This is a genomic window from Enterobacter cloacae complex sp. OE43NF (assembly GCF_023544405.1).
GTDB classification, from domain to species: Bacteria; Pseudomonadota; Gammaproteobacteria; order Enterobacterales; family Enterobacteriaceae; genus Enterobacter; species Enterobacter cloacae.
In genome coordinates this window covers 93909-110027 of sequence record NZ_JAMJFW010000002.1, presented here as the reverse complement: position 1 = coordinate 110027, position 16119 = coordinate 93909, and the positions used below count along the sequence as shown (strand labels likewise).

General features: G+C 58.8%; 14 protein-coding genes. 3 read left to right on the top strand and 11 right to left on the bottom strand.

The features are described from left to right. Nucleotides 1-39: 39 nt before the first annotated feature. Genes M8370_RS01870 through M8370_RS01860 form a run of 3 tightly spaced genes read right to left on the bottom strand, consistent with a single transcriptional unit; the run spans nucleotide 40 to nucleotide 2597 of the window. The gene (locus M8370_RS01870; protein ID WP_250020416.1) at nucleotides 40-1221 is read right to left on the bottom strand and encodes an acetyl-CoA C-acetyltransferase; all 1182 of its coding nucleotides are present in this window, start codon (nucleotides 1219-1221) and stop codon (nucleotides 40-42) included. Between the two features lie 9 nt (nucleotides 1222-1230). Next, a complete protein-coding gene (locus M8370_RS01865) occupies nucleotides 1231-1887 on the bottom strand; it encodes a CoA transferase subunit B (protein ID WP_020688356.1) in 657 nt (218 codons plus the stop codon). A gap of 2 nt (nucleotides 1888-1889) precedes the next feature. Next, nucleotides 1890-2597 (bottom strand): CoA transferase subunit A, encoded by a 708-nt coding sequence (locus tag M8370_RS01860; RefSeq protein ID WP_020688355.1) that lies wholly within the window; start codon nucleotides 2595-2597, stop codon nucleotides 1890-1892. A 140-nt stretch (nucleotides 2598-2737) separates the two neighbouring features. Here M8370_RS01860 and M8370_RS01855 point away from each other — a divergent pair, with 140 nt between their 5' ends. Further along, the gene (locus tag M8370_RS01855) at nucleotides 2738-3649 is read left to right on the top strand and encodes a LysR family transcriptional regulator (RefSeq protein ID WP_250020415.1); all 912 of its coding nucleotides are present in this window, start codon (nucleotides 2738-2740) and stop codon (nucleotides 3647-3649) included. Here the strand turns inward: M8370_RS01855 and M8370_RS01850 are convergent. From M8370_RS01850 to ppsR, 8 genes are all read right to left on the bottom strand, one after another. Continuing rightward, on the bottom strand, nucleotides 3628-4407 hold the full coding sequence (locus tag M8370_RS01850; protein ID WP_250020414.1) for a heme ABC transporter ATP-binding protein: 780 nt from the start codon (nucleotides 4405-4407) through the stop codon (nucleotides 3628-3630). The two genes, M8370_RS01855 and M8370_RS01850, sit on opposite strands and share 22 nt — an antisense overlap. Then, on the bottom strand, nucleotides 4400-5392 hold the full coding sequence (locus M8370_RS01845) for a FecCD family ABC transporter permease (RefSeq protein WP_023620696.1): 993 nt from the start codon (nucleotides 5390-5392) through the stop codon (nucleotides 4400-4402). Before M8370_RS01845 ends, M8370_RS01850 begins: the two co-directional genes overlap by 8 nt. Further along, entirely contained in the window at nucleotides 5392-6213 is an 822-nt protein-coding gene (locus M8370_RS01840) for a heme/hemin ABC transporter substrate-binding protein (RefSeq protein WP_045295838.1), read from the bottom strand. Before M8370_RS01840 ends, M8370_RS01845 begins: the two co-directional genes overlap by 1 nt. Continuing rightward, nucleotides 6210-7238, bottom strand: a complete 1029-nt coding sequence (locus M8370_RS01835; protein WP_108453528.1) for a hemin-degrading factor — start codon at nucleotides 7236-7238, stop codon at nucleotides 6210-6212. Before M8370_RS01835 ends, M8370_RS01840 begins: the two co-directional genes overlap by 4 nt. 45 nt (nucleotides 7239-7283) lie before the next feature. Further along, nucleotides 7284-9269: a TonB-dependent hemoglobin/transferrin/lactoferrin family receptor gene (locus M8370_RS01830; RefSeq protein ID WP_038980292.1), complete on the bottom strand. Its 1986-nt coding sequence runs from the start codon at nucleotides 9267-9269 to the stop codon at nucleotides 7284-7286. A 76-nt stretch (nucleotides 9270-9345) separates the two neighbouring features. Continuing rightward, on the bottom strand, nucleotides 9346-9528 hold the full coding sequence (hemP, locus tag M8370_RS01825) for a hemin uptake protein HemP (protein WP_020688348.1): 183 nt from the start codon (nucleotides 9526-9528) through the stop codon (nucleotides 9346-9348). Between the two features lie 210 nt (nucleotides 9529-9738). Further along, the gene (gene aroH / locus M8370_RS01820) at nucleotides 9739-10785 is read right to left on the bottom strand and encodes a 3-deoxy-7-phosphoheptulonate synthase AroH (protein WP_038980294.1); all 1047 of its coding nucleotides are present in this window, start codon (nucleotides 10783-10785) and stop codon (nucleotides 9739-9741) included. 152 nt (nucleotides 10786-10937) lie between these two features. Continuing rightward, nucleotides 10938-11771 (bottom strand): posphoenolpyruvate synthetase regulatory kinase/phosphorylase PpsR, encoded by an 834-nt coding sequence (gene ppsR, locus M8370_RS01815; protein ID WP_023620693.1) that lies wholly within the window; start codon nucleotides 11769-11771, stop codon nucleotides 10938-10940. A gap of 335 nt (nucleotides 11772-12106) precedes the next feature. On the opposite strand from ppsR, the gene ppsA reads away from it, so the two are divergent. Together ppsA and M8370_RS01805 are read left to right on the top strand one after the other, a co-directional pair. Further along, nucleotides 12107-14485: a phosphoenolpyruvate synthase gene (ppsA, locus tag M8370_RS01810; protein ID WP_250020413.1), complete on the top strand. Its 2379-nt coding sequence runs from the start codon at nucleotides 12107-12109 to the stop codon at nucleotides 14483-14485. A gap of 233 nt (nucleotides 14486-14718) precedes the next feature. Continuing rightward, nucleotides 14719-16119 (top strand): MFS transporter, encoded by a 1401-nt coding sequence (locus M8370_RS01805; protein ID WP_250020412.1) that lies wholly within the window; start codon nucleotides 14719-14721, stop codon nucleotides 16117-16119.

The following is a 16119-nucleotide window of genomic DNA, read 5'->3' as shown; positions in this document are numbered from 1 at the left end:
ACTCCTTACTGTTGTTATATTCGGGTACTCACGAGAGGTTTAACGCTCGACGGTCAGCGCAATGCCTTGCCCGCCGCCTATGCACAGAGTGACCAGCCCTTTTTTGGCGTCACGGCGCTGCATCTCATGCAGCAGCGTCACAAGGATCCGACAGCCGGATGCACCAATCGGATGGCCCAGCGCGATAGCGCCACCGTTAACATTCACCTTGCGCGCATCCCAGCCAAGCAGGTCACCAACCGCCAGCGCCTGCGCGGCAAAAGCTTCGTTGGCTTCGATGAGATCCACCTCATCCAGCGTCCAGCCTGCCCGCGCCAGCGCGGTCTGGCAGGCACTGACGGGGCCGATGCCCATTACGGACGGGTCAACCCCGGTAACGGCGTAGCTCACGATCCGGCCCAGCACCGGTAGTCCGCTCGCCCGCGCTTTTTCTTCGCTCATCAGCAACACCGCGGCGGCGCCATCGTTCAGGGTGGAGGCATTCCCCGCCGTGACCGTGCCGTCCTCCTGGCGAAACGCGGGGCGCAGTTGCGCAAGCTGCTCTGCGGTGGTTCCTGGCCGGGGTTGTTCGTCATGACGAATCACCAATGGCGGCTTCTTGCCCTGTTTCACCGTTACCGGGGTAATCTCGGCCTCAAAGCGAGCAGATTCGATGGCAGACGCCGCCTTTTGCTGTGACCCGGCGGCGAAGGCATCCTGCTGTTCGCGTGAAATGCCGTACTGCCGGGCGACGTTTTCCGCGGTGATCCCCATGTGGTAATCGTTAAACGCATCCCACAGGCCGTCGACGATCATGCTGTCCTGCAGGCCCGTGTGGCCAAAACGCAGCCCGGAACGGGCGCCATCCAGCAGGTAAGGGGCATTGCTCATGCTCTCCTGACCGCCCGCGATCACCACCTCTGCGTCTCCACAGCGGATAGCCTGTGCCGCAAGCTGTACCGCCTTCAGCCCCGCGCCGCAGACCAGATTGACCGTGGTGGCAGGGGTACTGACGGGCAGCCCGGCGGCGATAGCCGTCTGACGTGCCGGGTTTTGTCCGCAGCCTGCCGTCAGCACCTGCCCAAAAATCAGTTCGTCTGTGTCACCTGCCGAAAGCGAGCTCTCCTCAAGCAGGCGGCGCACCGCGACAGCACCAAGTTCAACGGCGGAAAGGGGAGAGAGCGAACCGCGAAAACTGCCAATCGGCGTTCGCGTTGCCCCGACTATCATGACGTTTTTCATGTTGAGTCCTCAGCTAAAGCGCATTTCGCGAACGTCGTCCGCCACGATGATTTTTCCGGCAGTTTTGCTGACGATCTCGTCAATGCCGACGCCGGGGGCGTATTCACGCAGAATGAACGCACCGTCTTTAATTTCCAGCAGGGCCAGGTCGGTTAACACCCGGCGGATGCAGCCCACGCCGGTGAGCGGTAGCGTGCAGCGCGACAGCAGTTTGGACTCACCGCTCTTCGACGCGTGGGTCATCACGACAATAATGTTCTGCGCCCCGGCGACAAGATCCATGGCGCCGCCCATGCCTTTCACCATCTTTCCGGGGATCATCCACGAGGCGATGTTGCCTTCCACGTCCACCTCAAACGCCCCGAGCACCGTGAGGTCGACGTGACCCCCCCGGATCATGGCGAAGGACTGGGCCGAGTCGAAAATGGCGGCACCGGTTCGTGCGGTAACGGTCTGCTTACCAGCGTTAATCATGTCGGCATCAAGGCTCTGCGCATCGGGAAATTCCCCCATCCCCAGCAGTCCGTTTTCTGACTGGAGCATCACGTCCATGCCGGCCGGGATGTAGTTCGCCACCAGCGTCGGGATACCGATCCCCAGGTTGACGTAGTAACCGTCGCGCAGCTCGCGGGCGACGCGCATGGCCATCTGTTCGCGGGTTAACATGGTCAGACTCCCTCTGCGCGCAGCGTGCGCTGTTCAATGCGTTTCTCAAACTGGCCGACAATCAGCCTGTCGACGTAAATTCCCGGGGTGTGAATGGCGGACGGCGGCAGCTCACCCGGCGGGACAATCTCTTCCACCTCCACCACGGTTATCCGTCCTGCGGTGGCCATTAGCGGGTTGAAATTTTGCGCGGTGTGGCGGTAGATGACGTTGCCGTACCAGTCCGCTTTCCAGCCTTTGATCAGCGCAAAATCGCCGGTAATGGCCTCTTCAAGGATGTAGTGCTTACCGGCAAACTGACGTACCTCTTTCCCGGCGGCCACGGGCGTGCCATAGCCGGTGGCTGTGTAAAATGCCGGAATACCGGCCCCGCCCGCGCGCACCTTTTCGGCCAGCGTGCCCTGGGGCGTCAGCTCAACCTCCAGCTCGCCGCTCAGCACCTGCTGTTCGAACAGCGCGTTCTCGCCGACGTAAGACGCCACCACCTTCCGCACCTGGCGTGTCTCCAGCAGCAGCCCGAGCCCGAAACCATCCACGCCGCAGTTGTTCGATACCACTGTCAGGCCCTGCACCTGACGGCGTTTGACTTCCGCAATCAGATTTTCAGGAATACCGCACAGGCCAAAGCCGCCCGCCAGCAATGTCATCCCGTCCGTCAGCCCCTCCAGCGCCTGCGCATAGCTGCCGACGCGCTTATCCAGTCCTGCCATAGCCATCCCTCCTGTTGTCCGTGGCGGTATCATTGGGGGCGACAACTCTTTTGTTAATTTTGAATTTGTGACCTACTCATTGGGTTTTTTTATTAATTTCCTGTTAACTAAATTTTTTCAATTAGTTAACAGGATGAAAAATGAGAATGAGTGTCAAACAGTTACGCGTGTTTTTAGCGGTAGCTCACACTCTCAATTTTGCGCACGCCAGCGAACGGTTAAATCTTTCTCAGCCAGCCCTCAGCCTGACGATTAAAGGGCTGGAGGATGCGCTGGGAGGCCCGCTGCTGCAGCGAAGCACGCGTAAGGTCACCCTGACGCAGGAGGGCGAAACCTTTTTACCGATGGCGCGGCAGCTGCTGGCTGACTGGGATAACGTGGAAGAGGCAATGCACCAGTGCTTTACGTTGCAGCGCGGCAAAATCTCGGTCGCGGCCATGCCGTCGTTTGCGACTAACGTCCTGCCGGAGGTGCTGAAAGCGTTTCGCGATCGCCATGCCGGGATCAACGTCACCGTGCATGATGTCATCAACGAACAGGTGATTGAGATGGTGCGGGAAGGGCGGGTCGAGATGGGGATCGCCTTTGAACCGGCGCCGACGCATAACCTGCTGTTTACGCCGCTGGGCCTCGACCGGTTTGTCGCCATTGTGCCGAAAGCGTCCCCCCTTGCGATGAAAAAACGCCTCTCCTGGAATGAACTGCTGACGCTGGATTTCATTACCCTGCAGCGCCCCTCGGCGGTGCGCCTGATGATGGAAGAGGAACTGGCCCGTAGCGGCCGCAAGCTGGAGGTGGCGCTGGAGAGCCATCAGCTGGTGACGGTAGGAAGGATGGTCGCCAGCGGGCTGGGCGGCAGTGCCGTACCGGCGCTGTGCGAGGCGCAGATGACATCGCTGGGTGCGGTCTGCATTCCGCTGGACAGCCCGCCGATAGAAAAGTGTATCGGGGTGATCCATCCGGGGCACACGCAGCTCTCAAAAGCGGCGCATGCCCTGCTGGAAACCCTGAAAGATTTTTATCAGCCCGATCAGGGGGCGAGAAACACCTGAGGTGCAGCATGAGCCGGGTGTCGGCCAACCTGCACCTGCGCGCCGTACCAGCGCGTCAGCGTATCGGCCTGCAGAACCGCCTCCGGGGCCCCCTGAGCGACCATTTTGCCGTTATGTAACAACAGGATCCGATCCGCCCACAGCGCCGCCAGATTGAGATCGTGCAGCACAACACAGACATGCAAATGCCCCCGACGGGTCAGGGAAGAGAGCAGGCGCAGCAGATGCTGCTGGTGGTAAAGATCCAGCGCGGACGTGGGTTCATCCAGAAACAGCCAGCCGCGCGGCGCACCGTCGCACCAGAGCTGTGCCAGCGCGCGGGCGAGTTGAACGTGTTGCTGCTCCCCGCCGGAGAGCGCCGCAAACTGCCTGCCCGCCAGCGGTAAACAGCCGGAGATGGCCATCACCTCCTCAATCACCGACGCCTCAGGGCGTCGCGTCCACGGCGCACGCCCCATCCCGATCACCGCTTCTACCGGCCAGTCGAATCCGAGTTGGGTACTCTGGCGCATGACCGCCCGGTAGCGGGAGAGTCTGTCCGGCGGCCAGGCCGCAAGCGGCGTTCCCGCCAGACTGCACCGTCCGCTCGCGGGTTTGAGATAGCCGGTAAGCAGGCGTAACAAGGTCGATTTCCCGGCACCGTTGGGGCCAATCAACGCCACCAGTTCGCCCTGAGAGAGGGTCAGCGACACGTCGTCGATCAGCGTCCGTTGTCCGGCGTGAAAGACAATATTTTCCGCACAGTAGCGTTCAGCCATGCGCACCTCCGCGACGAAAGATAAGCCACAGGAACCACGGCGCACCGAGAAGACTGGTCAATAAACCGACCGGCATTTCCGCCGGGGCGACCAGGGTACGCGCCAGCGTATCGGCAGCCAGCAACAGCAACGCACCGGCCAGTACCGAGCCGGGGATCACCGCCCGGTGGTCGGCCCCCAGCCACATGCGCACCAGGTGTGGCACCACAAGGCCAACAAAGCCGATGACACCGCTGACGGCCACCGCGGCGGCCACCAGCAGGGCGCTGCACAGCAGCAGGAGCCGCTGTACAACGGCCACCTCCACCCCGAGGTAGTGCGCCTCTTCCTCGCCAAGCTGCAGCAAATTAAGTGCGCCAGCCAGGCGCCAGATAACCAGCACGGTGGGAACCATCAACGAACAGACGGCCAGCAGCGTTGACCACTGGGCCTGGCCGAGGCTGCCCATGCCCCAGAGTGAGAGCTGGCGAAGCTGGGCATCATTACTGAGCCAGGACAGCACGCCGACGGCCGCCCCGCACAGGGCATTGATGGCAATCCCCACCAGCAGCAGTCGCGACAGGGAACTGTCACGCTGCCGGCTGAGCAGGAAAATGACGAATGTCGCGGCCAGCGCGCCGAGAAACGCCGCCATCATCGGGGCGTACAGCATCACCAGCGCGGGCAGCGAGAGCGGAAGAACCACCCACAGCGCGACGGCGAGTGCTGCGCCGCTGCTGATCCCCAGCAGGCCCGGGTCGGCCAGCGGGTTACGAAACAGTCCCTGCATCACGCAGCCCGCCAGCGCCAGCGAACCGCCGATCGCCAGCGCCAGCAGCACGCGGGGCAGGCGGATTGTCAGCCAGATCTGACGCAGCGCGTCGTCGCTGCCGCTCCACAGCAGGCTGACCGGCAGGCGCAACGCGCCCACACCGCTGGCCGCCAGCGTCATGACGGCCAGCAGCGCGGCCAGCAACCACAATGCCAGTACGGCGCGTCGGGACATCAGGGCAGTTGCTCCGCTTTACGGCGTAACTGCTGGATCGCCTGTGGCGTTCGCACGCTAAAGCCCAGCAGCGCCATATCGTCGATGGCCAGCATCTGCCGGTGACGTCCCGCTGGAGTTTGCGCCAGACCGGGCAGTTGCCACACCGCATCCGCCCCACCCAGAGCGTTCACGCCATCCTGCGAGATCACCACCAGGTCGGGCTGACTGGCGATAACGCCTTCTTGAGACAGCGGCTGATAGCGAGTGAAGCCCTGCATCGCGTTCTGCAGCCCTGCCGCACGAATGGCAGCATCCGCTGCGGTTTGTTGCCCGGCGGCCATCGCGGTCATCCCGCCGTGGTTGAGAATAAACAGCACCCGTTTATTGAGCGGTGACGCGGGAAGCGCCGACAGCGCCTGACGCAGCGAGCTGCGCAGGGTTTTCCCTTCTGCCTCGCGGTGCGTCGCCTCAGCAATAACCCGAACCTTTTCATCGATAACACTGAGGTCATTGCCTGCCGGAACGGTGATCACCCTGACGTGGCTCTGCTCTACCTGTTTTAACGCCAGAGACGGCTGTGCCTGTGCACTGGCCAGCACCAGCGTGGGGCGCATGGACAAAATGCCTTCGGCATTCAGCTGGCGCAGATAGCCCACGTCCGGCAGCGTGTTCGCCGCCTGTGGCCACTGGCTGGTGCTGTCGCGTGCCACCAGCGAAGACGCAGCGCCGAGCGCATAGACAATCTCGGTAACGTCGCCGCCGAGCGCGACGATTTTCTCCTGCGGCGCAGCAAGTGCCAGCAGCGGCAGGGCGCTGATCAGGGCAAGCCATTTTTTCATGCGGCCAGCCCTTTTGCCGTTAAGGCGTCGATCTGGCTGCGCCACTGACTCTGCTCGGGTTCGCCTTCGCTCCGCTGGCCGTACAGCTGGGCAATCTGCGTGCCGTCGGCGGCAAACAGCTCCAGGCTGGTGACATGTCCGTCAGCCGTCGGTTTGCGCGTGACCCAGGATTCGGCGATGGCGCCTTCCAGCAGATGCAGGGTAAAAGCCGGGTTGAAGATGTTCAGCCAGCCCTTCATCGGCATCAGTTTTTCCACCACGCCGGTGAAGATCTGCACGCAGCCGCGGTTGCCGACGAAAATCATGATTTCGTTCCCGTCCTGGCGTGCCGTTTCCAGCAGCTGGGCCAGCGCGGTGTTGTCGACCCTGCAGGCCAGATCGTCGCCCACCAGGCGAAACGCCTGTTGACGGCTGAGGTTGTGGCGCTTGAGCAGGCTGAAGAACTGATGCACGTCGGTCATGGCACGCCACTCTGTGTCCACGAGCGAGGCGTCCGGGTTTTCAGCGTGAGCCGGGACATCGGCCGTTTTCAACGCCAGCGGCGGATTCCCGGCAAAGATAAAGCGGGTGAGCAGATCGCCCCAGGCGGTGAGGTCGGTGTTATCCGTGGCGTAAACCTTCAGCAGGGCGTCGCCCTGGTGGTCGAAGAACTGAATGCTCTGCCGCTCGCCGTGGGCGGTGGCCTCGCTGATATGAAATACGCTCGCCCACTGGTTAAGGAACAGGCGCAGATCCAGCGCGCGCGGGTTGAGGATCAGCCCGGCGTGGCCGCTCAGGTGTTGATGGGTAAAGGCGCCGACCTGCTCGTGAACGGCGTAGTCGTTGCGGCAGATGCATTTGGTTTCGCCCACCGCTTCCAGCGCGGCCAGGATCTCGCGGGCATCACCGCGCAGGCGCCAGGCGTCATGGCCCACACGGGCGAAGGTCAGCTCGGCTTCGCTGATGTTCATTAAACCTGCAATGTCGCGCGCGTACTTACCCGGATTTTCTTCTTTTAGCTCAAGCCAGCGTGTGTAGTGATGCATTGTCTTTTCCTCTCAAAGCATTGCCCCGGCCAGCCGGGGCGGGGATTACCATTGATAACTGACGAAAATCTTCCCGTTTCGGCCATCCTGCGGAATGCCCTGTGGCGACCAGTATTGTTTGTCGAAGGCGTTGCCCAGCACCAGCGTCGTGGTGACGCCTTTAAGCTGCGCCTGGCCGGTGTAGCTCACGTAGAAATCATTAACCGCGTAGCCGGGTTGCTCGCTGTAGCTGCTGCTGATGTGCGTTGAGCGATCGACAAAGGTGCCGATCCAGCCGACGGAGAAGCCGCTTTGTGCCAGCGGAATATCCAGCTTGCTGGTGACGGTATCCGGGTTGATGCTGGAAATATACTCGCCCGTGTCGGTATCTTTTCCGCGCGTGCGGTTATAGGCGAGGTCGAGGTTGAACAGGTCGGCGGAGTATTTCGCCATCACGTCCCAGCCCCAGATTTTGGCGTTCGGGACGTTATATGACATGGTGGTCGCCGCCGCAAAATCGACGGTAGTGGAGATGTAGTCTTTGGCGTTGGTATCGAAATAGCTGGCTTTAAACTCCAGCGCATCGTTGGCCAGCATCAGATCATCAAAGCGCAGACCAAAACCATACTCCTGCGTTTCGTTGGTTTCCGGGCGCAGATTGGGGTTGGGCACCCAGTAGTTGGTATAGAAGCGGCCAATGGAGAAGTGTTTGGCGTCGTTATACATTTCGCCCATGGTTGGCGCGCGGAACGCCTGCGCGTAAGAGCCGAACAGCATCAGCCAGTCGGTCGGGCTGACGGTTAACCCGGCGCGGGAGGACCACTTATCGGCATCCACATCCTTGTAGCCGTCGCTGCTGCCGCGGTAGTTGTCGTAGCGCGTGCCGCCAAGAAGGGTCACGGGGAGGTCGCGCAGGGTGATTTCATCCTGCAGCCAGCCGGAGCTGAAATCGATTTGTGCCTGCGGAAAGCCCGTTGTTGCCCCGCCCGGGCGTTGCTCCTGACGATAATACTCACCGCCGTAGGTCAGCAGGTGCGACGCAAAGGAATCGCTGAACAGGCGGGTGCGGTTCTCCACCTTGCCGCCTTTGGTGGTCTGTTTGCGAAACTCACCGCTGCCGTCGATGTTCTGGGCGTTGATACGTGCTTCGGACCAGTAAATTTTCGCGTCGGCGTTCAGCCAGTCGTTACCCTGTGGAGCAAGGTGATAACCGAGCTGTGCGTCACGCTGGATGGTGGAGCGGTCGGTCAGCGGGTTACTGCTGCTGTCTGCTGCACTGGTTTGCGGGTTTTTCGGCTCCTGTGCAGCGTTATTGTAATAGCGCAGGGAGCCGCTCAGGCTCTGGGCCGCGTCGATTTTCCAGCTACCCTTCGCCAGCATGTTCTGAATGGATTCGTCGTTCGGGGCGGTGGTGCCGTCACTCTGGCGCAGATCGCCACGATCCCGGCTCGACCAGGAGAGCAGCCCGTCCAGGGTATCGGTGCGGCCATAGGCGCTGGCCCCCATGCCGATGCTGTGATCGCCCGTCGCACCGGTAGCGAACACCCGATAGCCGCTGTTTTTACCCGGCTCAAGCAGATCTTTGGCATCGACGGTGTCATAGGCAATCACACCGCCCAGCGCGCCGCTGCCGTACAGCAGGGCCGACGGACCGCGCACCACTTCGATACGTTTAATCAGCGCCGGATCGAGGAACGTGCTGTTCAGGTGGCCGGTGTCGGTTCCCTGGCGCACGCCGTCAACCAGTACCAGCACGCCGCGACGGTCATAACCGCGCAGGTTAACGTCCTGGCCGTTGGTACGTCCGGTGCCATCGAGCGTTAGGCCGGGGACGTTACGCAGCAGGTCGGCTGCCGAGCTGGCAGTTTGTTTATCCGGTGTGCTGGCGTCAATCACGCTTACCATCATGGGGGCTTCGAAGGCGCTACGGGCGTTACCCGTGGCGGTCACGGTCATTTCATCTGTGGTAGCAAACGCGACGCCCGGCAGGGTGCTGACAATCGCCAGCGCCAGAAGTGACGGACGTAAAGGCGCGGAAGGCAGGTGTGGCATAGCAACTCTCCATTAAGAATTGAAAGCGCTGGCTGCCTGGGGTTCACCTGGGTGGCTGGCGGAGTTTTTGTGTTGTTTATTTTGTGAGGATCAATTTTCCGGCATGGGTCTGGCGCAGCAGGTAGCGTTGACCGTCATGCTCTATAATGACCCGTCCCTCATCGCCCAGCAGGGTTTTGCTGTCAATGCGACGCTCGGCGGGGGCGGATGCTGTGTCTGTTTTTGGCGGCGTTGCCGCAGTGTTATCCGTACGTGACATAATGTTTATAAATAACAATCAATGTAACAATGATAATCATTATCAATAAACTGCAAATTCGCGGCAAGCGTTTTTGTGAAAAAAGGGTGAGAGGATCAAATTTGGGGGTGAAGTGCGGTCAGATGCCCTCACCCCGACCCTCTCCCACAGGGAGAGGGAGAAGGGTACGTATCGTAGGTAGGGTAAGCGCAGCGCCACCCGACAATAACATCAGAAGCGCGAATCTACCGCAGACGCCAGCTTCTCCAGCAGCAGTTCGCTGTCTTCCCAGCTCAGGCACGGGTCGGTGATCGACTGGCCGTAAACCAGCGGCTGACCCGACACGATTTTCTGCGTGCCTTCGCGGATAAAGCTTTCGGCCATAATGCCCGCAATGGCGCTTGAACCGCTGCGGATCTGCTGGCAGATCTCATCGCAGACATCCAGCTGGCGACGGTGCTGTTTCTGACAGTTACCGTGGCTGAAGTCCACCACCAGATGTTCCGGCAGATCGAACTCGGCCAGCGTTTCACAGGCCGCGGCGATATCCCCGGCGTGATAGTTCGGTTTCTTGCCGCCGCGCATAATGATATGCCCGTACGGATTACCGCTGGTCTGGTAGATGGTCATCTGGCCGCTCTTATCCGGCGAGAGGAACATGTGGCTGGCACGCGCAGCGCGGATCGCATCGACCGCAATCCGGGTGTTGCCATCGGTTCCGTTTTTAAACCCGACCGGGCAGGAGAGGGCAGAGGCCATTTCACGGTGGATCTGGCTCTCGGTGGTCCGCGCGCCAATCGCGCCCCAGCTGATCAGATCGGCGATAAACTGGCCGGTCACCATATCGAGAAACTCGGTGGCCGTGGGAACGCCCAGCTCGTTCACCTGCAAAAGCAGCTTACGTGCCAGCTCAATCCCATGGTTAACGCGATAGCTGCCGTTGAGATCGGGGTCTGAAATTAATCCTTTCCAGCCCACCACGGTGCGGGGTTTTTCAAAGTAGGTCCGCATCACGATCTCAAGGCGATGCTGGTGTTGTTCCCGCAGCCCCTGTAGCCGTTTTGCATAATCCATCGCCGCGTCCAGGTCATGGATCGAGCAGGGGCCAATTACCACCAGAAGACGTTTGTCTTCACCATTAAGAATTTTTTCAATGCGTCGGCGCGAGGCCGTAACATGCTCCGCAACGCCTGCGGAAAGTGGATGCCGCTGTGCCAGTTCAGCCGGTGTAACCAGGCTGTCAATGCGCGCTGTGCGGAGTTCGTCGGTTTTATTCATGGAATGTCTCAGAAATTTTTTGCTTCATCGGCAGACTACCGGGAAGTGATGGGCATCACCTTAAACCAATCCCTGCTGATTTCAAGTTCGGGGCGGCTCCGCCCCGAGGATGTGGTGGATGATACCTGAATCTGAGCTAATGTACTAGCATATTAGTACATGCGGCGATTAAGACCCATGATGTCGAGAATTTTGGTGGCGATCTCTTCGACCGAATAGTTGGTGCTGTTCAGCCAAGGGATCTGGTTTTTGCGGTACAGTGCTTCCACTTCGGAGACCTCCATTCGACACTGGCGCATGGAGGCGTAGCGGCTGTTCTCGCGGCGCTCTTCGCGGATGGCGGCAAGGCGCTCCGGATTAATGGTCAGCCCGAACAGCTTGTGCTGCAGCGGCTTCAGGGCGGCAGGCAGCACCAGATTGTCCATATCATCGGCAATGAACGGGTAGTTGGCGGCACGAATACCAAACTGCATCGCCAGGTAGAGGCTGGTAGGGGTTTTGCCGCAGCGCGAGACGCCCAGCAAAATGACCTGCGCCTGGTCGAGGTTTCGCAGCGAGATGCCGTCGTCATGCGCCAGGGTGTAGTCAATGGCGGCGATACGCGCATCGTATTTGGTCAGGTTGCCGGGGTTCAGCCCGTGGGTTCGGTGGGCGATGGGGGTCGGGTCGAGCTTCAGCTCGCTCTGCAGCGGGGCCACCAGCGCCTGCACGATATCCTGACAAAAGCCTTCGCTTTGCAGAATGATGTTGCGAATTTCCGGGATCACGATGGAGTAGAACACCAGCGGGCGTACGCCCGTCTGCTGGTAAATGGCATCAATCTGGTCCTTGACCGCGCGCGCGCGGCTCTCATTTTCCACAAACGGCAGCGTGATGCTGTTAATCGAAACGGGGAACTGTGACATCACCGCATGCCCCAGCACCTCGGCGGTAATCGCCGTACCATCAGAAATATAAAAAACGTGGCGATCGACAGCATTATCCATTTTATCCACCCTGAATATCGGACCTAATTGTCTGAAAGCATAAATTAAAAAAGTTAATTGCACAGCAAAGAAGTTATCTGAATTTAAAATGAAATGGTGTTTTTGATTTTCCTGAAAAGTGGATTTCATTTTTCAAATAGCGACGTCATTTTTGTGGTTTTTGGCTGAATATATAGGAATCATCGGCTTATCCGGTGGAGGGAAAGTATCCGAAAAGTTGAAAATTTAAATTGCTTACACGATTCACCGTTTTTTTAGCGTAAATAAATATGCCAGTATAAATACGTAGTCAGGTGTTTCTTACTCCGATCAAATATCACAAAAGGATTGTTTCGATGTCCAACAATGGCTCGTCACCGCTGGTGCTTTGGTATAACCAACTCGGCATGAATGATGTAGACAGAGTTGGGGGCAAAAATGCCTCCCTGGGTGAAATGATTACAAATCTGTCCGGTATGGGTGTCTCCGTACCAAACGGGTTTGCCACGACCGCCGATGCGTTTAACCTGTTTTTAGACCAGAGCGGTGTAAACCAGCGCATTTACGACCTGCTGGATAAAACGGATATTGATGACGTTACCGCGCTTGCTAAAGCCGGGGCGCAGATCCGCCAGTGGATTATCGACACACCTTTACAGCCGGAACTGGAAAAAGCCATTCACGATGCGTACAACCAGCTCTCCGCTGATGATGCGCAGGCCTCTTTCGCCGTGCGCTCCTCTGCAACCGCAGAAGACATGCCGGATGCCTCGTTCGCCGGACAACAGGAAACTTTCCTGAACGTTCAGGGATATGATGCGGTACTGGTGGCGGTGAAACACGTGTTCGCCTCCCTGTTTAACGATCGCGCTATCTCCTATCGCGTGCATCAGGGCTATGACCATCGCGGCGTCGCGCTCTCTGCGGGCGTACAGCGTATGGTGCGTTCCGACGTGGGCTCTTCCGGCGTGATGTTCTCCATTGATACCGAGTCCGGCTTCGACCAGGTGGTATTCATCACCTCCGCGTGGGGTCTGGGTGAGATGGTGGTGCAGGGGGCCGTGAACCCTGACGAATTCTACGTCCACAAACCGACGCTTGCCGCCAACCGTCCGGCGGTGGTTCGTCGCACCATGGGCTCGAAAAAAATCCGCATGATCTATGCCCCGACCCAGGAGCATGGCAAGCAGGTGAAGATTGAAGATGTACCGCAGGAGCTGCGCGACCGCTTCTCCCTGACCGACGCCGAAGTGCAGGAGCTGGCGAAGCAGGCGGTGCAGATTGAAAAACACTACGGCCGTCCGATGGACATCGAATGGGCCAAAGACGGTCACACCGGCAAGCTGTTCATCGTCCAGGCGCGCCCGGAAACGGTTCGCTCCCGCGGCCAGGTGATGGAGCGTTATACCCTCCACGCGCAGGGCAAAATCGTGGCGGAAGGTCGCGCGATTGGTCACCGCATTGGTGCCGGTCCGGTGAAAGTGATCCACGATATCAGCGAGATGAACCGCATTGAACCGGGCGACGTGCTGGTAACCGACATGACCGATCCGGACTGGGAACCGATCATGAAGAAAGCCGCGGCTATCGTCACCAACCGTGGCGGGCGTACCTGTCACGCGGCGATCATCGCCCGCGAGCTGGGGATCCCGGCGGTTGTCGGCTGCGGTGACGCAACCGAACGCATGAAGGACGGACAGAACGTGACCGTCTCCTGTGCCGAAGGGGATACCGGCTACGTGTATGCTGACATCCTTGACTTCAGCGTGAAAAGCTCCAGCGTCGATACCATGCCGGACCTGCCGCTGAAGATCATGATGAACGTCGGTAACCCGGACCGCGCGTTTGACTTCGCCTGCCTGCCGAACGAAGGCGTGGGCCTGGCGCGTCTGGAATTCATCATCAACCGTATGATTGGCGTTCACCCGCGCGCGCTGCTGGAATTTGACGACCAGGACGCAAAGCTGCAGAACGAAATTCGCGAGATGATGAAAGGCTACGACTCGCCGAAAGAGTTTTATGTTGGCCGTCTGACCGAAGGGATCGCGACGCTCGGGGCGGCGTTTTATCCGAAGCGCGTGATCGTGCGTCTGTCAGACTTTAAGTCTAACGAATACGCCAACCTGGTGGGCGGCGAGCGTTACGAGCCGGAAGAAGAGAACCCGATGCTGGGCTTCCGTGGGGCCGGACGTTATGTCTCCGACAGCTTCCGCGACTGCTTCGCGCTGGAATGTGAAGCGGTAAAACGCGTGCGCAACGACATGGGGCTGACTAACGTTGAGATCATGATCCCGTTCGTACGTACCGTGGACCAGGCGAAAGCGGTGGTGGACGAGCTGGCGCGTCAGGGGCTGAAGCGCGGCGAAAATGGGCTGAAGATCATCATGATGTGTGAGATCCCGTCCAACGCCCTGCTGGCAGAGCAGTTCCTGGAGCACTTCGACGGCTTCTCTATCGGTTCGAATGACATGACGCAGCTGACGCTGGGTCTGGACCGTGACTCCGGCGTGGTCTCTGAGCTGTTCGACGAACGCAACGAGGCGGTGAAAGCCCTGCTGTCGATGTCCATCCGTGCGGCGAAGAAACAGGGTAAATACGTCGGGATTTGTGGCCAGGGGCCTTCTGACCATGAAGACTTCGCGGCCTGGCTGATGGAAGAGGGGATCGACAGTCTTTCCCTCAACCCGGACACCGTGGTGCAAACCTGGCTGAGCTTGGCTGAACTGAACAAGTAACGTCTTCCGTATCTGAAAAGGCGAGGGAAATAATCCTCGCCTTTTTTATTTCCGCTTATATTTGCTCCCCATCACAAATAAAGTAAAAAACCAAATATCATAATTTGTCTGTTAATTTAGACAATTGTTAGCACACAAAGGGTTGCTAATACTTGAGCCTTACCGCGCAAATCAACAGGATTTTGCGCAACTGGTTGAAATACGTTTTAACCTGATAAAAAGGCAAATAACAAATGACAATCTCCTCTGTACTGCGTACCAAAGATAAAATAGGTTATGGCTTAGGTGATATGGCCAGTGCGCTGGTCTGGCAAACAGCGACGTTATTTCTTGCTTATTTCTATACAGACGTTTTCGGTTTACCTGCGGCCATTATGGGCACCATGTTTTTAGTGGTGCGCGTGGTCGATGCCTTTATTGATCCCTGTATCGGCGCGCTGGTGGATCGCACCCAAACGCGTCACGGTCGTTTCCGTCCATGGCTGCTGTGGTTTGCCATTCCGTTTGGCGTGAGCTGCCTCATTACGTACTACGTTCCCGACGTCGGGCCCACGGCGAAAATCGTCTATGCCTGTGTGACCTACGGGATTTTAAGCCTCATCTATTCCGCCATTAACGTCCCTTACTGCGCCATGCCGGGCGCGCTGACGCTGGATCCGCGCGAGCGCCATTCGCTGCAGTCGTGGCGCTTTGGCCTGTCGTTTATCGGCGGGTTGATTGTGACGGTTATCGCTTTGCCGTTGGTTTCGCATCTTGGACAGGGCAACGTACAGAAAGGCTATTTCTATGCCATGAGCCTGATGGGATTACTGGGGATTATTTTATTCTTCTGCTGCTTCCTGATGACCCGCGAGCGCTATTCTCCGCGGAATGATACTTCTGGCTCCATGCTCACCGATTTAAAACTGCTGGCTGGGAACAGCCAGTGGCGAATTGTGTTCCTGTTTAATATTTTGCTGTTAACGGCGGTCGTGACGCGCGGCTCTGCCACGATGTATTACGTGAATTATGTGCTGTTGCGTCCGGAACAGGTGTTTGCCTTTATCGTCTCCGGGATGGTGGCCTCCTTAAGTGGCGCATTATTATCCGAACGGCTGCTGGGGAAATTTGACCGCGTTCGCGCTTATCAGTGGACCATTATTTCCTTCGTGATTTTTGGGGCGCTGATCTTCTTCCTGCCGCCTTCACAGGTCTGGCTGATTTTCGGCCTCAATATTGTCTTTAGCTTCATCCAGAACCTGACCACGCCGCTGCAGTGGACCATGTTCTCCGATGTGGTCGACTATGAAGAGCACCGCAGCGGTCGCCGGCTCGATGGTCTGGTCTTCTCCACCGCGCTGTTCGCCATCAAATTTGGTCTGGCGTTGGGTGGGGCAGTGGTGGGTTGGGTGCTCGGGATGGTGGATTACGCGCCAGGCCAGGCAACCCAGACGCCGCACGTACTCACGACCATTAACGCACTGTTTACCCTCATTCCGTGCGTGCTGTTCCTCTGCATGGTCGCGCTGCTTGCCATCTACAAACTCAACAGTCGGCTGGTGGATTCCATCGCCCGCGAACTGGCCAGCAAGCGCGACGTGCGGCCAGAAGCAGGGCAACTCAGCCCGGCTGCCCCTTCCGCACTACAGGAGTAA

Coding starts and splice junctions, on each gene's coding strand:
- M8370_RS01865 (WP_020688356.1), bottom strand. CDS start 1,887: ATGTTAACCCGCGAACAGATGGCCATGCGCGTCGCCCGCGAGCTGCGC.
- ppsR (WP_023620693.1), bottom strand. CDS start 11,771: ATGGATAATGCTGTCGATCGCCACGTTTTTTATATTTCTGATGGTACG.
- M8370_RS01850 (WP_250020414.1), bottom strand. CDS start 4,407: ATGGCTGAACGCTACTGTGCGGAAAATATTGTCTTTCACGCCGGACAA.
- M8370_RS01830 (WP_038980292.1), bottom strand. CDS start 9,269: ATGCCACACCTGCCTTCCGCGCCTTTACGTCCGTCACTTCTGGCGCTG.
- M8370_RS01845 (WP_023620696.1), bottom strand. CDS start 5,392: ATGTCCCGACGCGCCGTACTGGCATTGTGGTTGCTGGCCGCGCTGCTG.
- M8370_RS01870 (WP_250020416.1), bottom strand. CDS start 1,221: ATGAAAAACGTCATGATAGTCGGGGCAACGCGAACGCCGATTGGCAGT.
- hemP (WP_020688348.1), bottom strand. CDS start 9,528: ATGTCACGTACGGATAACACTGCGGCAACGCCGCCAAAAACAGACACA.
- M8370_RS01805 (WP_250020412.1), top strand. CDS start 14,719: ATGACAATCTCCTCTGTACTGCGTACCAAAGATAAAATAGGTTATGGC.
- M8370_RS01855 (WP_250020415.1), top strand. CDS start 2,738: ATGAGAATGAGTGTCAAACAGTTACGCGTGTTTTTAGCGGTAGCTCAC.
- M8370_RS01860 (WP_020688355.1), bottom strand. CDS start 2,597: ATGGCAGGACTGGATAAGCGCGTCGGCAGCTATGCGCAGGCGCTGGAG.
- M8370_RS01840 (WP_045295838.1), bottom strand. CDS start 6,213: ATGAAAAAATGGCTTGCCCTGATCAGCGCCCTGCCGCTGCTGGCACTT.
- ppsA (WP_250020413.1), top strand. CDS start 12,107: ATGTCCAACAATGGCTCGTCACCGCTGGTGCTTTGGTATAACCAACTC.
- aroH (WP_038980294.1), bottom strand. CDS start 10,785: ATGAATAAAACCGACGAACTCCGCACAGCGCGCATTGACAGCCTGGTT.
- M8370_RS01835 (WP_108453528.1), bottom strand. CDS start 7,238: ATGCATCACTACACACGCTGGCTTGAGCTAAAAGAAGAAAATCCGGGT.